15 protein-coding genes, 1 tRNA gene and 1 other RNA gene are annotated in these 20,920 nt (G+C 42.2%); all 17 read right to left on the bottom strand.

The annotated features are described in order from the left end of the window. Positions 1-2: 2 nt before the first annotated feature. Positions 3-326: a cyclic-di-AMP receptor gene (locus tag DOT_RS26455; protein ID WP_242833920.1), complete on the bottom strand. Its 324-nt coding sequence runs from the start codon at positions 324-326 to the stop codon at positions 3-5. A gap of 9 nt (positions 327-335) precedes the next feature. Beyond that, on the bottom strand, positions 336-1,760 hold the full coding sequence (locus DOT_RS26450; RefSeq protein WP_192807842.1) for an amino acid decarboxylase: 1,425 nt from the start codon (positions 1,758-1,760) through the stop codon (positions 336-338). 242 nt (positions 1,761-2,002) lie between these two features. After that, positions 2,003-2,266 (bottom strand): sigma factor G inhibitor Gin, encoded by a 264-nt coding sequence (locus tag DOT_RS26445; protein ID WP_009624697.1) that lies wholly within the window; start codon positions 2,264-2,266, stop codon positions 2,003-2,005. Between the two features lie 50 nt (positions 2,267-2,316). After that, a complete protein-coding gene (locus DOT_RS26440) occupies positions 2,317-3,522 on the bottom strand; it encodes a Ger(x)C family spore germination protein (protein WP_009624696.1) in 1,206 nt (401 codons plus the stop codon). Next, a complete protein-coding gene (locus DOT_RS26435; RefSeq protein ID WP_040413531.1) occupies positions 3,519-4,616 on the bottom strand; it encodes an endospore germination permease in 1,098 nt (365 codons plus the stop codon). The genes DOT_RS26440 and DOT_RS26435 overlap by 4 nt, the downstream gene beginning before the upstream one ends. 59 nt (positions 4,617-4,675) lie before the next feature. Continuing rightward, positions 4,676-5,770: an endospore germination permease gene (locus DOT_RS26430; RefSeq protein ID WP_040413530.1), complete on the bottom strand. Its 1,095-nt coding sequence runs from the start codon at positions 5,768-5,770 to the stop codon at positions 4,676-4,678. A 1-nt stretch (position 5,771) separates the two neighbouring features. Next, positions 5,772-7,346 (bottom strand): spore germination protein, encoded by a 1,575-nt coding sequence (locus tag DOT_RS26425; RefSeq protein WP_009624693.1) that lies wholly within the window; start codon positions 7,344-7,346, stop codon positions 5,772-5,774. 265 nt (positions 7,347-7,611) lie between these two features. Beyond that, positions 7,612-8,112: a CBO0543 family protein gene (locus DOT_RS26415; RefSeq protein WP_009624691.1), complete on the bottom strand. Its 501-nt coding sequence runs from the start codon at positions 8,110-8,112 to the stop codon at positions 7,612-7,614. 51 nt (positions 8,113-8,163) lie between these two features. Further along, positions 8,164-8,949 carry a hypothetical protein gene (locus DOT_RS26410; RefSeq protein WP_242833919.1) on the bottom strand — a complete coding sequence of 262 codons (786 nt, stop codon included), beginning with the start codon at positions 8,947-8,949 and terminating at the stop codon, positions 8,164-8,166. A 302-nt stretch (positions 8,950-9,251) separates the two neighbouring features. Then, the gene (nifJ, locus tag DOT_RS26405) at positions 9,252-12,782 is read right to left on the bottom strand and encodes a pyruvate:ferredoxin (flavodoxin) oxidoreductase (protein WP_009624688.1); all 3,531 of its coding nucleotides are present in this window, start codon (positions 12,780-12,782) and stop codon (positions 9,252-9,254) included. A gap of 471 nt (positions 12,783-13,253) precedes the next feature. Next, positions 13,254-16,784 carry a pyruvate:ferredoxin (flavodoxin) oxidoreductase gene (gene nifJ, locus DOT_RS26400; protein ID WP_009624687.1) on the bottom strand — a complete coding sequence of 1,177 codons (3,531 nt, stop codon included), beginning with the start codon at positions 16,782-16,784 and terminating at the stop codon, positions 13,254-13,256. Between the two features lie 359 nt (positions 16,785-17,143). Beyond that, a complete protein-coding gene (locus DOT_RS26395; protein ID WP_009624686.1) occupies positions 17,144-17,398 on the bottom strand; it encodes a pro-sigmaK processing inhibitor BofA family protein in 255 nt (84 codons plus the stop codon). Positions 17,399-17,565: 167 nt separating this feature from the next. Next, positions 17,566-18,162 (bottom strand): recombination mediator RecR, encoded by a 597-nt coding sequence (recR, locus tag DOT_RS26390; protein WP_009624685.1) that lies wholly within the window; start codon positions 18,160-18,162, stop codon positions 17,566-17,568. A gap of 7 nt (positions 18,163-18,169) precedes the next feature. Further along, a complete protein-coding gene (locus DOT_RS26385) occupies positions 18,170-18,514 on the bottom strand; it encodes a YbaB/EbfC family nucleoid-associated protein (RefSeq protein WP_009624684.1) in 345 nt (114 codons plus the stop codon). A gap of 72 nt (positions 18,515-18,586) precedes the next feature. After that, the gene (gene dnaX, locus DOT_RS26380) at positions 18,587-20,260 is read right to left on the bottom strand and encodes a DNA polymerase III subunit gamma/tau (protein ID WP_009624683.1); all 1,674 of its coding nucleotides are present in this window, start codon (positions 20,258-20,260) and stop codon (positions 18,587-18,589) included. A gap of 238 nt (positions 20,261-20,498) precedes the next feature. Further along, positions 20,499-20,764: signal recognition particle sRNA large type (ffs, locus tag DOT_RS26375), an RNA gene on the bottom strand. Between the two features lie 63 nt (positions 20,765-20,827). Then, a tRNA-Ser gene (locus DOT_RS26370) sits at positions 20,828-20,919 on the bottom strand. Position 20,920: the final 1 nt, after the last annotated feature.

The raw sequence follows: 20,920 nt of genomic DNA, 5'->3' as shown, positions 1-20,920 counted from the left end.
CGTCACACCTTAAAAAACTGTTCAACATCCAAAACAAATACTGTAGCTCCGCCGACTGGGACTTCTATCGGAAAAGGAATATGGGTATCCACTGGCCCCATGATAGGCTGGGCCTGCGTCAAGATCTCCTCACGTTGGTGACAGGTCCCGCGGATCATCGATAGGAGGCCTTCTAATCGTTGCTCCTCAACCCCAAAGAGCAACGTCGTATTACCCGAACGCAGAAACCCCCCCGAGCTTGCCAGACGCGTTGCCCGTAATCCCTCTCGTGTCACACATTGCAGAAGTCCACCGACATCCTTGTCCTGAACAATCGCAATCACCATCTTCACCCTTTACCCCTCCTCGACAATCCAAATTGTTTGGCTTGCAAAACCGTCCCAACCTTGCCATCGCCCCTCTCTCGCAGCGAGTAGCGTACTCAGCACTTCGTGGGTCATTTGTTCACCCATCACAATGACCGGAATCCCCGGTGGATAAAGTGAGATCGTTTCTCCAACAATATGACCTAAACTTTCCTTAAGAGGGATTTGACGTTTATGAGCAAAAAAAGCATCCCGTGGAGAAAGCACTAAATGAGGCAAAGGTGGAATTATAAACTTATCGTTTCCCATTCGCTCTCTTGATTCAGCAGAGTGAACTGAATGAGCAAAACTTACTAAACTTTCTAACCCCTTCGTGAGCCATCGGATATCCTCCGGCATGTTCCCGATTCCTAACATGAAGAGAATGTTTTCCTCATCCCATAACTCTGGTTCAATACCGTAACCTTCTCTCAGATATTCCACACAGCGAGGGGCAGAAACACCCAACCCTAACGTATTAATCAAAATTTTTGACCAATCTACCTTATCAATACCATAAGACCCAACATCTTTTTCAGAGAGAATACGGAGGCAGTTCTCCACTTTTCGATGTAACACTTCAACTTCTTCTTTAAGACACCTCCAACGTTCAAAATCCAGAGCAAATTCTCCAGCCCGTTCCAACGAGGCCAGAAGTAAATAACTCGGGCTTGAGGATTGCAGGAGTTCAAGACTTTGCCTTAAATGGCTACGAGAGACTCTATGCCCTTGAACATGCAGCATAGCTGACTGAGTCAAAGCACTTAACGTTTTATGACAACTATGTAAGACAAGATCTGCGCCAAGCTTTAAAGCACTTGGGGGAAATAGCGGCCCCAGATAATGCGACCCGTGTGCTTGATCAACAAGAATCGGTGTATTAAACCCCAAACGCATTCTTTCATCTAATAGTTGGTTTAACTCAAAGGCTGTTCCATAATAACTGGGGTACGTGACATGACAAGCAGAAACCGTTTGCCAAGGAATCTGTTGCTTCTCTAAGTTTAGCCCTAATGGAAGGTTAAAATCCGGATGAATTGTAGGCATAACATAGTCTGGTTTCAATCCGCTTAAGACCAATGCCGACATAACGGAACGATGGGAACTTCTCTCCACGACAACGCGTTTATCTGCTGTGTCCTCTAAAGCGAGAAACATCGCTTGATTTCCAACCGTTCCCCCATTAATAAGGAAAAATGTTTCCTCCGCTCCGAAGATACCCGCCGCCTGTCTTTGTGCCTCAGCAATTATCCCACTTGGTGAATGAAGCATATCGAGTCCCGGAAGCTCGGTTAAGTCAAAACCTAAAAAATCTATGCCATTAAAAAACTCCTGTCGACCTTTATGGCCAGGAGTATGGAAAGAGCAAAATCCTTGTTTTTGATAACGACTCAATCCCTCTCCAAGATCACCCACCAATGAACCCCCATTCACCTGACCTGCCACGCTAATAATATAGCTTACACATGGTATTCCATCCATTTTATCATAAGTTAGGAAATTTTTCATCCACATTGGTTAACCCGCGATATATCTAACATCCCGGGTTTATCCAATGTGATACATTATAAGAGTTTAGGGTCATAGTTTATAATTAAAGATCCCCCTGTCTATCAATTACTAAATAACATATATGAAACTATAAATAGGCTCAAAGATTAAAAAAGAAGCCCTTTAACTAAAAATAAAAATTCTTGATATTCGGGAGAGTCTTGTTCAGCGGTGAACAGCTCGTGCTGACAATCTGAACAGAAAAACATCCCCTCTACCCGGAACCCATCATATAGCCCATTTTTAGGAACCTGTGCACAGCGATAACACACTGGCAGAACTCTTCCCTCGTTCTGAACAATCTCCTGAGCATTAACTTTTCCATCAATCTCTGTAGGGCTTGGCAACTGTGTATTGATCGTCTTAATCATCTTGATATTCCCCCTATTTACTTCTACTCCTAGTCTTACCTCTCTCCATTTTAATTAGTCATCGCACTGCCGCTTGACATTCCCGCATGATGTATTGTGACTTGCACATCTAGCGATATTGGGAAATCCACAATCTTCTCCTGCCACTGCTCCTTCACTGTCTTCCAATACGCAGAATTTCTCTGTTCAATGTGTCGGCCAATTCCCAAAAAATCTATTCCCAGTTCTCTTTGTTTCTTAAGAGAAAGCAGACATTCTTCCTCAATCTCTTTAGCAAAACTCTCTTCTGCCACTTTCATGAGATCTATCCATTCCGCTTCTGAAAGCTGTTTCTTTAAACCCATAACCTCATCAACTGCAATGCTTGCTTTGACCTGATATTGAAGCTCTATTGTTCCATCATTATCTTTCACTTTATACTTTGTCGTGGATTTCAGGACTTGCCCACCAAAGTTAACCCCACTTTCTCCGATGCCTACCGTGTTAATTAAGCGATGGACAACATTGTTCTCAAGCCACATATACCCTTTAGTTTCTTTGTCCGTAAGAAAATCGACTAGTCTATCTCCGCTTAAAACCCCCGCACCTTGGATCTGTATTTCTTCACCATTTTTTCCGTCTTTGTATTCAATACCACCTTTTCCTGACTTTATACTGTTAACTACCGGGATAATTGGGGCCGTACTTTTTGTCCCTAAAACGGTTAGATAGTGTCCTAAACGAACTGTCGGAAACGTCGATAAGTTTTCTCCTTGCTCCATATGATTTTTAATACTCATAGCTGGCAGTTGCCCATTGCGCAATTTCAAATTCAAGAAACTTTGCGCTTCTCCTTTGACTAAAACCAAGAACATTGACCGACGAAATTCAGAATAACGTTGGTTAAAATCTAAGATATCATTAAAACCGGCCTTTGCGGCATCCTCACCAATAACAATCACCTTCAAGGAACCCATAAACGGAATGCGGTTTGAGATTTTATAAACCTCCTCATACGCTTCTCTGGCGCTCGAGGCCTCAATACTAAATGTCCGGTCTTCAACTTCTGCAGCAGTTGTCCCACCTTGCTTAGGCCTTGCTAATTGTTGAGTAATCAGATAAGTCCCTGGTTTTTTCCCCAGATCTAATCCCACCCCGATGAGGGGAGCCAATTCCTCTACTTCCGTCTTCCCCCAGCATCCCGATAAAGACAGCAGACAGATAATTAAGCTCAATATTAGCCCTAGATTACGTTTTTGGCTTCCCTTAATTTTCATTGAACGCCTGCTCCCTTCTTCCAGCGCGAGACTCCCCAAAGGGTAATGATCCAAACAGATGTAAACGGCAAAATGAGGTAATTATCAACAAACCCAATTTCAGCAAATAATGACGCGCCCCTTACAAATCCAAAAGCAATCGCCATAAATACTATAGAGATCGCTAAATTCCATTTTAATCCCTTCAAGTTAAAAACAGTTTCTAAGCCCCAAGTCACTGTGAAAAAAAACGCACTGATCTTTATGACTAGGGACCCAAGCCATACACCCAAAAATAAGGACTCAACGCCAGCAACCGTCCGACTAATTTCCACCATCTTCCCTAATACAAGTAAACCATAAGTCAAACGAATCGTTTCCGTGGGTCCAAAGATAAGAATTTGCATTAGGACAACTAACATGTTTAAAATTCCTACCAAGAAAACAGCTCGCCAGACGCCTGTCTTTAATTGTCCAAGCTCTTTCCTACTGGTAGGCAGAAAGGTAAGGAGTCCGCCTATAAAAAGAATATATTCCATTGCAAATGGGGCTACTTTGACTCCTCCTCCAAAAAGTGGTCCTAATCCTTCACTTAAAATAGGCAGAAGTTCCCCCTGTTCGACCCGCGGTATGGAAAGACCCATATTCAAAATTAAAGCAATTACAATTCCTGGAAATATTACCTCAGAAAAGCGCGCAAAAACTTCTATTCCAGAATTAACTAAATAAAATACAAGTAATAATCCGCCTAAGTAAAACACCCCTATGGGGGTTAAGGGCATTACCGAACGCTCATAGATATCTCCTGCTTGCGCCAGTAACAAACCGCCAAAATAACCCGTGATTAAAATATAAATAAGGCCAATAATTTTTGCTATCCATTTTCCAAAAATTATTTCTGAAATCTGCAACAAATTTTTGCTAGGGTACCTTGATAGAAGAGAAAGCACCATTAAACCATAAGGTATTGCCACGACGAATCCCGGTAAAACGGTCATCCAGCCGTCCCTCCCACTGACTCCTGTAACCATTGATGCAATAGGGAGAAACGTAGTACCCATGAGTACGGCTGACCCTAAGATCATGAATTGGTGCGGAGAGATTCTTTCGACCATTTCTATTCCCCCTTTCCCACCTGTTAGGGTTCTTCAGCAGCCCTTTTTTAAGTTCAATTTTACCGAACATTTGTTTCACATTTCCAGCGCGCAGCCCCCCAAAGGGTCGGAATCCAGACGAATGCAAAGGGCAAGATTAGATAACTTTCTACGATTGAAGCTTCCTTCGTTAAAGAAGTCCCTCTCAAAAATCCGAACGCAATTCCTAAAAATATGACACTCACAGCAACTCTCCATTTTAACCCTTTCAAATTTAACACGGTTTCCAGAGCCCAAGTTGTCATGAAAAAAAAAGCACAACTTTTTATTACTAAAGCTCCAAGCCAAACCATCATAAACAAAGACTCAACTCCAGCAATCGTCCGACTTATTTCCACCATCTTTCCTAATACAAGTAAACCAAAGCTCAAACGAACTGTTTCTTGTGGTCCAAAGACAAGAATTTGAATTAAGACTACCAACATATCTAAAATTCCTACCAGGAAAACAGTTCGCCAGACCTCAACCTTCAAATGTACCAACGCTTGTTTACCAGAAGGTAGAAACTTAATAATTCCCGCTAAGAAGAGGATATATTCCATTGGAAATGGTATTACTTTGAGCACCCCAAAAATTAGTGGTTTTAATCCCTCGCTTAAAATAGGCATAAGTTCACCTGGTTCAATCCTTTGTATTGAGAGACCAATATTCAAAACCATCGCGATTACGATCAGAGGAAAGACCACTTCAGAAAAACGAGCAAATACTTCAATTCCATTTTCAGCTAGGTAAAATACGAGCATCAGACCACCTAAGTAAAACACCCAACGAGGCGTTAACGCTATAATTGATTGCTCAAAGATCTGCCCGATGACAGCTAACATTAATCCACCATAATAACCCGAAATTATCATATAAATAACACCTATAATTTTCCCTACCCATTTCCCGAATAATCTTTCAGAAATCTGTAATAAATTTTTCTGCGGATACTTTGACAAAAGTGAAAGTATCATCAGCCCATAAGGAATTGCCACGACTAATCCCGGTAAAACCGTCATCCAGCCATCTCGTCCACCAGCTGCAGTCACAAAGGTTGCTAGGGGAAGAAAGGTTCCGCCCATTAGTACAGCCGCTCCTAATGTCAAAAATTGATGTGGCGAGATTCTTTCCATGTTACCCTTTACCTTTCCCTCCTGATTTAGGCTCATCCACGTCTAGAAGTTGAGGACGACGTTTCATTGCCCACCACGGTGCCCGTACAAGCGTATCTTGCAATAAAGCTCGGATTCGCAACGGGGCAAACGGGCTAGTATACGGCACTCCAAAAGAACGGAGACTTAGGAGATGAATTAGGCCTGCATAAAGACCGACAGATACTCCAAAAAAACCAAGAACTCCCGCTAGAATCATTAGTGGAAAGCGAGTGAGCCGAACGGCCAGACTTAAATCGTAATAGGGGATAGCATAGCTTGCTACAGCTGTAATACCAATGACGATAACCATCAAAGGACTCACCAAACTGGCCTTCACTGCCGCATCTCCCATGATAAGTGCTCCGACAATACCAATTGTCTGTCCAATCGGTTTTGGTAAGCGGAGCCCCGCTTCTTGTAATATTTCTAAAACAACTGTCATAATCAAGGCCTCTAATAGGGCCGGAAAAGGCACTCCTTGACGACCTGCCGATATACTCATTAAGAGATCTGTCGGTATAATTTCCTGATGAAACGTCGTAACTGCAATATAGACACTAGGGGCCAAGACGGCAACCATCGCGCCAACATAACGAACAAAGCGAAAAAGGATTGCTGTCATGGCCCGTTGGTAGTAATCTTCATTCACATTTAAAAACTGAGTTAGAATTGCTGGCACCACTAGAACAATAGGGGTTCCATCAAGAATAATACCTACTTTCCCTTCGAGAAGTTTTCCTGCTAAGACATCTGGGCGCTCTGTATAGGCAATCTGCGGAAAGGGAGAATAGGGGAAATCTTCAATCATTTCTTCAATATATCCATTCCCTAACACCCCATCCATCTTAATCCTACTCACTCTCCTCAGAACCTCTGAGACAATATCCGGACTTGCGATTTTATCCATATAGGCAACCACAAGATCAGTATTCGTTAAATCTCCAACTTTTAAGGAAATTAAACGTAAGGAAGGGTGTTTAATCTTGCGCCGCAACATAGAAGTATTAATTCGAAGGGTCTCCGTAAATCCTTCATGTGGACCTTTAATGACCGATTCCGCGACGGGTTCATTAATGCCAGAATTAGCCCACCCCCTGGCCCCAAAAACGAGCGCTTCTTTAGACTCTCCGAAGAAAATAACCGCATCTCCGGACAAAATCGCATTAATTGCTTCTCCCATTTTAGAAACTTTTCTAAATTCAAGGCCTGGAAGAATACTCTGGAGTGTTTTATCAACGACATTTGCTATTGTCAGTTGGGCCATTTCGGGATGTCCTGCCAAATCCACCATCAGTGTCTTTAAAACAAAGAAATCCAGTTGATTTTTATCCACCAGCCCATCGACTGCTGTTAGCATACAAGGAATACGCTCTTTTCCTTGGAGGAAAAATTCCCGGAATACAACATCGCTACTCTTCGATAAGATTTCCTTCACTGTTTGCCCAGATAAAGTCTTATTCATATCCTCGTCAAAAGAATACTCGGGAGGTTTTCGTATCTGCTGTACCTTAGGGCGAATAGTGAGTTCTTTAATCATTTTCAACCAACTGGGCACGTTTTCCCCTCCTTATCAAACTTATTTTGTCCGACAACAAGTTGATTATGCGCAAGTCTTTGGCCCTCTTCACCATTAGAAAAAACCCAACCCCTAAGTCCATTAGCAATTACAGGATAATAATATAAGAGCATTTCACTACATCTGTGTGAAATGCTCTTATATGTACAAATGCAATTATTATAAAATTTAATATAAAATGCAAAATGAATAATAACCTGCACATATATTTGACGCAAGTCTACAAAAAGCCTAAGTCTCCCTTTTATGCTTTTAAGGGAATCTCAAAATATTTCATAATAAAGATCGCTGTGACAAGTGAAATTAACCAAGCCCAACGCGGCTCCTTGTAGTGAATTTGGATCAAAGTAAACATTCCCAAATTAAAAATTATAGATAATGTTAAATTCCATTTATTATAATGAGCAAAATGATTGATTTTCAAGGCCCACCACTCTATTAATGAGAAGATAAATGTCCAGGAACAAATATAAAGAAATTTCTTCAGGATAGTTTGCTTTGGAAAATAAGGTAAAAACAATAAGCCGACACAGGGGAAAATTACTAAGGCCATAATAATATTAGCTAATGATGAAGGTATAATTGTGGTGAATTTCCAGAGGGGTTTGTCAACAGTGAGATAACAGTAAATAGTATTACCTAATGACCAAAATAGGATAGTCGGGTAATATTGTTTCCAATGTCTCCAATCAGCCCATCTCCAACTAATTATTAAAACAATCAAGGTGAGTAGAGCGTCTTCCATATTAACCTCCTTCGTTTTAGATAATCTAACGAAGTAGAATTTTACACAAATTTATTTTTTTTGATATAAATGATTAAGAAAAATAATTGAAAAGTACATGCTGAAAATACTTACAGTAGAGAAAATAAGAAACCAACCTTCTTTTATATAAAAAATTCCTAGCTGACAGGCTATGTAATTAACGCCGTATAGAGCCAAAATTACTATAACCCTCCAGCGCCAGCTAAGCTTAAAATAATCGGCTAACAACAGAGTACATGCTAGAAGAACATAATAAAGCACTGACAGCACGTACGGACTACCTGCTGGATCAGGTATGAACTTGGTACTATAATTTTGTTTACCGGACAGAATAAATCCCCAAAGTACTGTAATAACATCCAAAGAAAATAATGCCAAAAATATATTGAGGTAGTGCCAAAGTGGTTTAACACCTTTCAGGTTTTTTAAGTAATACTTTTTAGCCCACCAGAAAAATATGGTCATCAAGAACACCGTCATCCAAGTTTGGTACCAATAATGTTTATAGATGCCCAATGCTAAAAACAGTTCTTCTATTATTCCATAAATGCCGGCAAACAAGATAATCCAATAATTACCTAGATTGAATACTGCTACTAACAATGCTGTCGCTCCAAGAGAAAACTGTGAAAAAAGATTACCCGCAAGGGCATCATCAAATGATGAGGTTTGTATTATCATCGGGTAGTAATAATAAGCTCTAAATACGATGAAAAGAATAGTTTCAAAAAATAGGGTTGTTCCAGTTAAAGTTAAGTAATAAGCTAAAACGAACTTTCGCTTTTCTTGCCTGACAAAAACAACGATCAATTCCACAACTGTTAAACAACTCAGTAATATATACCAGATTGTATTAGACCAAAAAAAGTTTCCCATGATGATACATCTCATCCCCACATTACTTTCTGTACTTCTAGCTGTAGATCATCGATCGATAGATTATAGAATAGCACAGGATTTACCTTTTATCTTCTGGTATTTAGTTCTATTTTATACTGCTAATCTGCTGGTTTCTCTAAAATATAAATTAATACTTTATGCTTGGCAAAATAAAAGAAAGAGCAGGGTTAGCTGCTCTTTCAAATCAATATCTATAGAAAAACTGGTTGATTAAATTTTTAGTCCCACTTTTGGTCAGCAAGACGTTTGTAGGAATCATAACGCATCTTAGCGTACTTTTCAGCACCCACAAAGAGTTCCTCTGCACTTTCTGGGAAGGTATTTAGCAAGGAAGAGTAACGTACTTCGCCCATAATAAACTCACGGAAGGAAGTTGTCGGTTCTTTGGAATCGAGGCTAAATGGATTCTTACCTTGTTCCATCAAGTCTGGGTTGAAACGATAAAGATGCCAGTAACCGGATTCGACCGCTTTCTTAGCCTCTTGGACACTCTTAGTCATTCCTGCCTTGAGACCATGGTTAATACAGGGAGCATAAGCAATGATCAAAGAAGGTCCTTTATAGGCTTCTGCTTCTTTCATAACTTTAAGAGTATGAGCCATATCGGCACCTAAAGCGATTTGGGCTACATAAACATAACCATAACTCATGGCAATAACACCTAGGTCTTTTTTGCGAATCTTCTTACCTGCTGCCGCAAACTTAGCTACTGCAGCGCAAGGAGTAGATTTAGAGGATTGTCCACCAGTATTAGAGTAAACTTCAGTGTCGACAACTAGCACATTCACATCTTCTCCGGAAGCTAAGACGTGGTCTAATCCCCCGAATCCGATATCATACGCCCAACCATCTCCACCGATAATCCACTGAGATTTTTTGATGAGATGATCTTTCTTTGCTGCGATTTCAGCAAGGACTTTGTTATCACCGGCGTATCCTTTGAGACCCGCCAAAATCTTTGTGGTAGCTGCCTTGGAGACATCTGCATCATCGGAACCTTCGAGCCACTCCTGGAAAGCAGCTTTGAACTCAGAACTAATTTCAAGCTCTAACGCTTGCTTCATCAGATCAGCTAGTTTTCCACGTTGTTGACTAACGCCCACGGACATACCATAACCAAACTCGGCGTTGTCTTCAAATAAGGAGTTGGCCCAAGTCGGTCCTTTGCCTTCTTCGTTGGTCGTATAGGGAACTGCAGGAGCGCTTCCAGACCAGATAGAAGTACAACCCGTAGCATTAGCAATCATCATGCGGTCGCCATAAAGTTGGGTAATAAGTTTAATATAAGCAGTCTCCCCACAACCTGGGCAGGCTCCATTGAACTCCAGTAAAGGTTGAACAAATTGGCTAGCTTTAACTGTCGTCAAGTTAAACAGGTTGCTCTTATTTTTAAGAGTAACTGCATACTCCCAGTTCCCAGCTTGACGTTCGACTTGCTCAGATGCTGGCTCCATAACGAGAGCCTTTTCTTTTGCCGGACAAACCTCTGCGCAATTACCACAACCTGTGCAATCTAATGGACTTACTTGAACACGGAATTGGAGTCCAGTCGCCTCTTTGCCAATCGCTTTCTTAACTGTGAAGGTTTCCGGAGCGTTTTTGACTTCTTCCTCGTTCAATAGGAACGGGCGAATCGCTGCGTGTGGGCAAACATAAGAACATTGGTTACACTGAATACACTTATCCATCTGCCACTCTGGAACAATGACAGCAATGCCACGTTTTTCGTAAGCAGCAGTTCCCAACGGTACTGTTCCATCTTCACGGCCAACGAATGTACTAACTGGGAGATTATCTCCTTCCATAGCATTCACTGGACGAAGAATATCAGTTACGTAAGCAGGCTCGTTAACCGTTGCAGCAGCTTGAGCTTGCGCATTGTCTGCATTAGCCCAGGAAGCAGGTACTTCGACTTTAACAAAGGAAGACACTCCTTGATCAACCGCCGCAATGTTCATGTCCACAATGTTTTGGCCCTTCTTACCATAGGACTTCACAACAGAAGCTTTTAGATAGTCTATAGCCTCTTCAACAGGAATAACATTGGAAAGTTTAAAGAAAGCAGCTTGCATAATCATGTTAGTGCGAGTACGGAGTCCAATTTTGCCAGCAATTGATACAGCGTCGATAATATAGAAGTTAACATTATTTTTAGCAATAAATTGTTTCATGGCAGCTGGAAGTTTTTCTTCCAATTCTTCCATTGTCCACTGACAATTCAGTACAAAAATGCCATTCTTTTTGAGACCTTTTAAAAGGTCATATTTGTAAACATAGGATTGGTTTGAGCAGGCAATATAATTTGTACCTGTCACATAATAAGGTGATTTAATTTCTTTTTTGCCAAAACGGAGGTGGGAAATCGTGATTCCGCCAGATTTCTTACTGTCGTATTGGAAATAAGCTTGTACATAAAGCTTTGTATGATCACCAATAATCTTAATCGCTTGCTTGTTGGCACCGACAGTACCGTCTGAACCGAGTCCCCAGAACTTACAGGAAATTGTTCCTTCGGGAGCGGTATCAATCGTTTCGTCTTCAACTAAGGAGGTATGGGTTACATCATCCACGATCCCGATAGTAAAGCTATTTTTCGGGCTTTCAGACATGAGGTTTTTGTAGACAGCCAGTACTTGAGAAGGAGTTGTATCCTTAGATCCTAAGCCATAACGACCACCGACAATTACCGGTTTAATATCGCTCGCATAGAAAATTTCTTTAATATCTAAATAGAGTGGTTCACCCGAGGAGCCTGATTCTTTGGTACGATCAAGAACCGCAATTTTCTTAACGGTTTTGGGCAATACTTTGAAGAAGTAATCACTAGAGAATGGACGGTACAGGTGAACTTTGACGACTCCAACCTTTTCTCCTTTGGCTAGCAGGTAATCAATGGTTTCCTCAATTGTGTCGCAAATTGAACCCATCGCCACGATAACATACTCTGCATCTTCAGCGCCATAATATTGGAAGGGGTGATATTCTCGACCAGTGAGTTTCTTATATTCTTGCATATAATGCTCGACCATGTCAGGAATCGCATCATAGAAAGGATTGGATGCTTCACGGCCTTGGAAATAGATGTCAGGGTTTTGAGCTGTTCCGCGCAGAACTGGACGCTCAGGATTTAAAGAACGATCACGGAAGGCTTGAACTGCCTCCATGTCGACTAATTGAGCCACTTCTTCATATTCTGGCACTTCTATTTTTTGAATTTCATGAGAAGTGCGGAATCCGTCAAAGAAATGAAGGAAAGGAACGCGAGACTTGATCGTGGCTAAGTGGGCAATAAAGCCTAGATCTAATGCCTCTTGGACACTATTTGATGAAAGCTCAGCGAAACCAGTCGCCCGCACTGACATAACATCCTGGTGATCGCCGAAAATCGAAAGTGCGTGGGTTGCCAAGGCACGAGCGCTCACATGGAATACGCAAGGCAGAAGTTCACCAGCAATTTTATACATATTAGGGATCATTAGAAGTAAGCCTTGTGAAGCTGTATAAGTGGTAGTTAACGCTCCAGCCTGGAGTGAACCATGTACTGCACCAGCAGCACCAGCTTCAGATTGCATCTCTACGACTTTAACGGTTTGTCCAAATACATTTTTTCTTCCATGAGCAGCCCATTCATCGACTAATTCAGCCATCGTCGACGAGGGGGTTATCGGGAAAATTGCGGCAACTTCCGTAAACGCGTACGACGCGTGGGCAGCCGCTTCATTACCATCCATAGTCTTCATTTTTGCCATTATTTCGTACCCTCCTAATTATGTAATTAATTTAACTTTGAGACTTTGTGGACGGTGATCCCCGCTCTATTCCCCAAGTCCAAGTGTTAGGATTTAGTTTGTGAAAAGTTTAAACAATATGGTTGAGGATCAATGGTCTGACCACCTGACCGTTCTCTTATATAGCATAGCATAACATTCGCATTTCTACAAAAAAAATATAATTCACAATCTATAGGTTTTATACCGTTCGCACAAACAAAATAGCTTAGAAAATAGTATAAGAATAGACCGTGGGAACTCCTTAGTTCTTTCCAAGGAGTCCTCCCTGCGAAGACATTAGTATATCCTTAATTGTTTTATTCGTCAATGATCAAAATTTAAAGATTTGGTAATTTTTACTTTATTCTTTATAACCATATTCTAATGCAAAAAAGAGCAGGTTATCCTGCTCTTTTAAACAAATCAATTAAATTGATTCTCAACTAGATTTTAGTCCCACTTTTGGTCAGCAAGACGTTTGTAAGATTCATAGCGAATCTTGGCATATTTTTCGGCACCCACAAAGAGATCCTCAGAACTTTCTGGGAAGGCACTCTGCAAGGAAGAGTAACGAACCTCACCCATAATGAAATCACGGAAGGAACTCGTCGGTTCTTTAGAATCGAGGCTAAATGGATTCTTACCTTGATCTATCAGATCCGGGTTGAAACGATAGAGATGCCAGTAACCGGACTCAACCGCTTTCTTTGCCTCTTGTACGCTCTTAGTCATTCCCGCTTTAATACCATGATTGATGCACGGAGCATAAGCAATGATTAAAGATGGTCCTTTATAAGCCTCTGCTTCTTTCATAACTTTGAGAGTATGAGCCATGTCCGCGCCTAAGGCGATTTGGGCCACATAAACATAACCATAACTCATAGCAATTACACCAAGATCCTTCTTACGGATCTTCTTACCTGCTGCCGCAAACTTAGCTACAGCGGCACATGGCGTCGCTTTGGAGGATTGTCCTCCAGTATTGGAATAGACTTCTGTATCAACGACAAGCACATTCACATCTTCCCCGGAAGCTAAGACATGGTCTAACCCTCCAAATCCGATGTCATACGCCCAGCCATCTCCACCGATAATCCACTGAGATTTTTTAATGAGATAATCTTTTTTAACCAAGATTTCAGCGAGGACTTTGTTGTCCCCTGCGTATCCTTGAAGAGCAGCAAGGATCTTAGCTGCTGCTGCTTTAGAGGCCTCTGCGTCATTCCAGCCGTTGAGCCATTCTTGGAAAGCCTCTTTCAACTCGCCATCAATGTCCATCTCCAATGCTTGCTCCATCAAACTGACAAGTTTTTCGCGGAGTTGGCTAACGCCCACGTACATACCATAACCAAACTCGGCGTTGTCCTCAAACAACGAATTGGCCCAAGCGGGTCCTTTACCTTCCGCATTGGTCGTATAGGGAACTGCAGGGGCACTTCCAGTCCAAATAGAAGTACAGCCCGTTGCATTAGCAATCATCATGCGATCACCGTGGAGTTGGGTGATAAGTTTAATATACGGAGTCTCACCACAACCTGGGCATGCTCCGCTAAACTCAAGTAAAGGCTGAGCAAACTGGCTGTTCTTAACTGAACTGAGTTCGAAATACTTACCCTTATTTGGTATGGTCGTAGCATATTCCCAATTTTTAGCTTGAAGTTCAGTCTGCTCATCCGCTGGCTTCATGATAAGGGCCTTCCCTTTAGCCGGACAAACTTCTGCACAATTACCACACCCAGTGCAGTCCAGAGGACTCACTTGAACACGGAACTGGAGGCCTTCAGTCCCTTTACCCGTTGCTTTCTTGGTTGCGAATGTTTCCGGAACGTTTTTAACTTCTTCCTCGTTCATTAAGAACGGACGAATCGCCGCATGAGGGCAAACGAAAGAGCACTGGTTGCATTGGACACATACTTCTACCTGCCACTCTGGGACGATGACAGCGATACCACGTTTTTCGTAAGCAGAAGTTCCCAGCGGTACCGTTCCATCCTCACTGCCTGAGAATATGCTGACCGGAAGGCTATCGCCTTCTAAAGCACTAACTGGACGAACAAAATTCTTAATGTAAGCAGGCTCTTCGACTGCCGCAGCAGCTTGAGCTTGAGCATTGTCTGCATCAGCCCATAACGCTGGCACTTCAACCTTTACAAAGGCAGACACACCCTGGTCAATTGCTGCAATGTTCATATCCACCACGCTTTGACCGCTTTTGCCATAGGCCTTTACGACCGAAGCTTTCAGATAATTGATAGCTTCTTCAACAGGAATCACATTAGCCAGTTTAAAGAAAGCCGCTTGCATGATCATGTTAATGTGCGAACCGAGACCAAGTTTATTAGCAATTGCTATTGCATCAATAATGTAGAAATTGACGTTATTTTTGGCAATGGATTGCTTCATAGCGACTGGAAGTTTTTCATCCAGTTCTTCAGCCGACCAGTTACAATTCAGGACAAAAATGCCATTTTTCTTAAGGCCTTTTAAAAGATTGTATTTATAAACATACGTTTGATTGGAACAAGCAATATAATTTGTGCCTGTAACATAATAGGGAGATTTAATAGGTTTCTTACCAAAGCGGAGGTGAGAAATCGTGTTTCCGCCGGATTTCTTACTGTCATATTGGAAATATGCTTGAGAATAAAGTTCAGTGTGATCTCCAATAATTTTAATGGCTTGCTTATTAGCTCCGACAGTTCCGTCTGAACCCAGACCCCAGAATTTACAGGAAATTGTTCCTTCCGGGGCAGTGTCAATGATTTCGTCTTCAGCTAAGGAAGTATGGGTAACATCATCTACAATCCCAATGGTAAAGCCATTTTTAGGGCTTTCAGACTTGAGGTTCTTGTAGACAGCCAGTACTTGAGAAGGAGTCGTATCTTTAGAACCCAAACCATAACGGCCTCCAACAATTACTGGTTTAATCTCGCTCGTGTAGAAAATTTCTTTAAGGTCTAAATAAAGAGGTTCACCTAAGGAGCCTGATTCTTTGGTGCGCTCCAACACTGCAATCCTCTTAACGGTCGTTGGCAACACTTTGAAGAAGTATTCACTGGAGAACGGACGGTACAGGTGAACCTTAACAACCCCAACCTTTTCCCCTCTGGCCAACAGGTAATCAATGGTTTCCTCAACCGTGTCACAAATCGAACCCATTGTCACAATGACATACTCTGCGTCTTCGGCACCATAGTATTGGAAAGGATGATATTCGCGTCCAGTAAGTTTCTTATACTCTTGCATATAATGTTCAACCAAATCAGGAATTGCAGCATAGAAAGGATTGCAAGCTTCACGGCCTTGAAAGTAGATGTCGGGATTTTGGGCTGATCCACGCAATACTGGATGCTCTGGATTCAACGCACGGTCACGGAAACCTTGAAGAGCCTCCCAATCTAATAGTTGAGCAACATCCTCATACTCTGGAACTTCAATTTTTTGAATTTCATGAGAAGTACGAAATCCGTCAAAGAAATGAAGAAACGGTACACGAGCTTTAATCGTGGTGAGGTGAGCGATAAAAGCTAGGTCCATAGCTTCTTGCACGTTATTTGAAGCAAGCTCAGCGAAACCAGTCGCCCGCACAGACATAACATCCTGGTGATCACCGAAAATTGAAAGTGCATGGGTTGCCAAGGCACGAGCGCTCACATGAAATACGCAGGGTAGAAGCTCACCAGCAATTTTATACATGTTAGGGATCATTAGTAATAAGCCTTGTGAAGCTGTGTAAGTGGAAGTTAAAGACCCGCCTTGGAGTGAACCGTGTACTGCACCAGCAGCCCCCCCCTCGGATTGCATCTCCACAACCTTAACCGTTTGTCCAAATACATTTTTTCTCCCAAAAGCAGCCCATTCATCGACCAATTCAGCCATTGTCGAAGAGGGAGTGATTGGGAAGATTGCGGCGACTTCCGTAAACGCGTACGACGCGTGAGCGGCCGCTTCGTTACCATCCATGGTTTTCATTTTTGCCATTATTTTCATCCTCCTAATCATGTGCTTATTTTAATTTTTGGGATTATGTAGGATGATTCCCTTCTGTTATTTCAGAATATTACCAATCATCCGTCTTCCCTGTCTTATAACAGCATAGCATAACAGCAGCACTTCTACAACAAGCTATCTGGTTTATAACTCGCCTTATCTCACAAAATCGCCAAAAAATCAATGGCATAAGAAAAAATTATGGCACCTAATTCAGTTCAATTCTGAATAGTGCCAACTTATACACAATTAATATAACTCGTGAATACATATTTTGTCAAGTATTATAAGTCAGATACGTTTAATCTCCAATTGCCTTACCCCTAAGCAGCACTGAAAGATCTAGATAATCAGATTCCTAAAAACTGCAGCACAACTAAGGCCAAAACTCCAGGAAACCCTAAAAGCCCAACCAAGGCAATCGTAAAGAAATTAATGGGCACTGCAAATCCAAGAATACTAAGCAGAAAATCGAACAACCAAAGGCCGACGATTCCTCCTAACATATGAATACCAATCTTCAAAAATAAATTAGGCCTACCCAGAGTAGAACGAACAACTAATCCTATTAGTAAGGTAAGCAGACCAAGAAAGATCAGGGTCATGCATTTTCCTCCTCGTCCCGTGCTAGTCCATAAATATGCACTCGTTGGACAAAGAAGAACTCTAAGTTAGATAAAAGTTTCTAACACATATCTAGCTAGAACCAAAGAACAAAAGCGTGCTCACTGAATTCTTTACTTATCAGTGAACACGCTTTATTAATACAGGATTAGAGTTGTCTTCGTCCCTCTAAAGCCCGGGCAATGGTTACCTCATCGGCATATTCCAGATCTCCACCCACGGGTAAACCATGTGCGATCCGAGTTACCTTAATTCCCAAAGGTTTTAGCAAGCGAGCCAAATATAAGGCCGTTGCCTCTCCTTCTACGGTAGGATTCAGGGCCATGACGACTTCTCCTATTCCGTCTAAACGTTTCAGGAGTAAGCTGACGGTCAATTGCTCCGGCCCAATACCATCCATTGGCGAGAGGACACCATGAAGAACATGATAAAGACCTTTAAATTCTCTAGTTTTCTCCAAAGACACAACATCTCGCGGATGCTCAACAACACAGAGCAATGTTTGATCCCTTTGCGTATTCTGACAGAGTCCACAAGGGTCTTGATCAGTAAAGTTCGAACATATGGAACACTTCTTAATATCTCGGTTAGCTACAACGATTGCCTGTGCTAGATCTTCTGAAACTCGGGGTTGTTGAATGAGGTAAAAGGCCAACCGCCCTGCTGTTTTAGGTCCAATTCCCGGGAGGCGAGCCAAACTACTAATGAGGTCTGCCAAAGGTTGTGGGTATTGTAAGAAATCCATAAATCGCCTAGAACAATCCGGGGATCTTTAAGCCACCGGTCAGTTTACCCATTTCATTGCTAGCCATTTCTTGGGCCTTTCTAAACCCTTCGTTTAAAGCTGCTTTAATCAGATCTTCCAACATTTCTACATCCTCTGGGTCAACAGCTTCAGGTTTAATTTTCAACTCAACTAATTCCATTTTCCCACTCACTACGACCTGAACCATTCCACCGCCAGAGGAGGCATCGACTGTTTTAGTCTGAAGTTCTTCCTGTACTCTCGCCATATCCTCTTGCATCTTTTGAGCCTGCTTTAACATTTGGCTCATATTGCCACCCATGCCGCCGCCCATTCCTTTTAAACCTGCCATTCTAACACACATCCTATCCACTATTTTTTCGTTTGCTTTATCTATGATAAAAGCCTATAAACTATTTTGATATTATTCCTCTTTGACAACCACTAGATCCGCTCCGAACATGTCCTTGGCTTTATCAATCAAGGTCTGTTCCTGAGTCTTCAACTCTTGGCTATCAGGTGTATCCTTACTTTGGAATTCATTTTCCATAAAATTCTGCAAGGTTAAGGAAATTCCGAATACCTGTTTTAGGACATCTTCGATCGTCTGTTGATTTTCGATTTGGCTAACTTTATCCTTATGAAAGGAACATCCCTCGCGAAAGAGTATCGTCAAGGTATTACCCTCCAGTTGAATCGGTTTCCCTTCCAGCAAAAAAGCCTGAGTTGATTTCTTGCGCTTTTTGACTTGATCCAAAACGTCATTCCAGCGCACTTGAATCTCCTCTATTCTTAGGTTGGGTTTGGCCTCATCCGCGGTGTTACCTGAATCAACTGTTTTGACCTCTGCTTTGGGTGTCTTTGGAGACGGGCTTAGATTGTTCGGAGTTGGATTTATTTTAGAGCTGACAGGAGATTTCCTTTCAGGAATTACCTCACGAACAAAACGTGCCCCATGGATCTGTTGTTCCATGTCTGATAATCGCTTTAAAATTGCTTCCTGGCCACTAGTTGACGTTGGTTCGCTTTCATGAATGGTCTGAACTAATAAGAGTTCGGCAGCCAACCGGGCGTTAGACGCATATTTGAGCTGACCTTCTCCTTGTAATAGAATGGAGATCCAACGCAACATTCGAGAGATTCCAACCAGTTGGCTCTGTTTGACCAGCTGATCCTTAATATGGGGTGCAACCAAAGGTGTTTTTCCTGTAGCACCGGTCAAGAGCATTTGACGGAGATAATCCAAGAGTTCTCTGATAATCTGCCGAGGATCACGACCTTGCTGAATACCTTCTGTTAAAAAGTTCAAGCTCTTAGCGTAATCAGAGGTGATCAGCGCTTCAACTAACTGGGCACTAAAGGTCTCACCGACCATCCCCAGTACTTGATACACTTCTTCCACCCCAATCGGGTCATTCTGAAGGAGACATTGGTCTAAAATACTTAAGGCATCCCGAAGGCCTCCTTCTGATTTTTGAGCAATTACCACTAAGGCACTGGGATTGACCTGCCGATTTAGATACGTGCATACTTGGAGCAATCGTTTTTGGATATTTTCTACAGAGATTCGATGAAATTCAAAACGTTGTACACGCGAGAGAATTGTCAAAGGTATTTTCTGAACCTCAGTTGTTGCTAAGATAAAAACAACCTGTGCAGGAGGCTCTTCTAGTGTCTTTAGCAAGGCGTTGAAAGCCTCTGTTGTTAACATATGTACTTCATCAATAATATAAACTTTATGTTTACCTTGTATCGCACTTAATTTAACATTTTCACGCAGATCGCGAATCTCATCAATTCCACGGTTTGAAGCGGCATCAATCTCAAAAACCTCCATGGCTGAACCATGGTCAATACTGAGGCAGGAAGCACAATGATTGCAAGGTTCCTCCCCATCCCGCTCTTCACAATTCAAGGCTTTTGCTAGGATTTTCGCAGCAGTTGTTTTACCTGTCCCTCTTGGTCCACTGAATAAGTACGCATGAGCAATCTTTTCTTGTTTTAGAGCATTAACCAATGTTTTCGTAATATGCTCTTGCCCTACGATGTCTTTAAACTTCCTTGGACGCCATTCACGGTAAAGTGCCAAATAAGCCATACTTTCACCCTCATACATAGAGTGTGCCGTATATAAAGAAAACTCGGCTAGCGCCAAGCCTTTAGGCGACGGCGGTCGCCTTAGTTGCAATTATGCGTTGGCCATGGATGGCCGAGTGTCCCTGTAGCCACGGATGGCGAGAAGGGACCTTCCAGAAAGTATCTAACTATCAGTTATACTTTCTGAGTAGTGCCAAAAAAGATGGTACGTTGACCACCTTTATCTTATTCATAAATAGCCGTACACCCTTGATCGAACCATCGCCTCCGAACGTTACCTTGGTCAGCAAACTCGATTCAGGCAACCTTACGGCACACAAAACGCTCTCCTTAGTGCTGCTTCCGTCAAGATCTGACACGGTTCGGAGTGTCCTGTTGCGTAAGACCAAAATCTCATCGCCGCCAACCAAAGACAGCTTCACAGGCGAGGACCTATCGCGGGAATTCCACCTTGCTAGAGCGGACTGCAAGTTACAGGGAACCGCTACCTCCCCATCTAGTACGGCTAAATCAATTATAGCAAAATAAAAAGCCGAAGTCGAATGCTCTGGCTTAAAATCTTTTAAAATGGCGGAGAGAGAGGGATTTGAACCCTCGACACCGGTTGCCCAATGTACCCGCTTTCCAGGCGGGCGCCTTCGACCACTCAGCCACCTCTCCA

This window comes from Desulfosporosinus sp. OT (assembly GCF_000224515.1).
Lineage (GTDB): Bacteria > Bacillota > Desulfitobacteriia > Desulfitobacteriales > Desulfitobacteriaceae > Desulfosporosinus.
The sequence above is the reverse complement of the archived record's forward strand: the minus strand, read 5'-3'. Positions and strand labels throughout refer to the sequence as shown.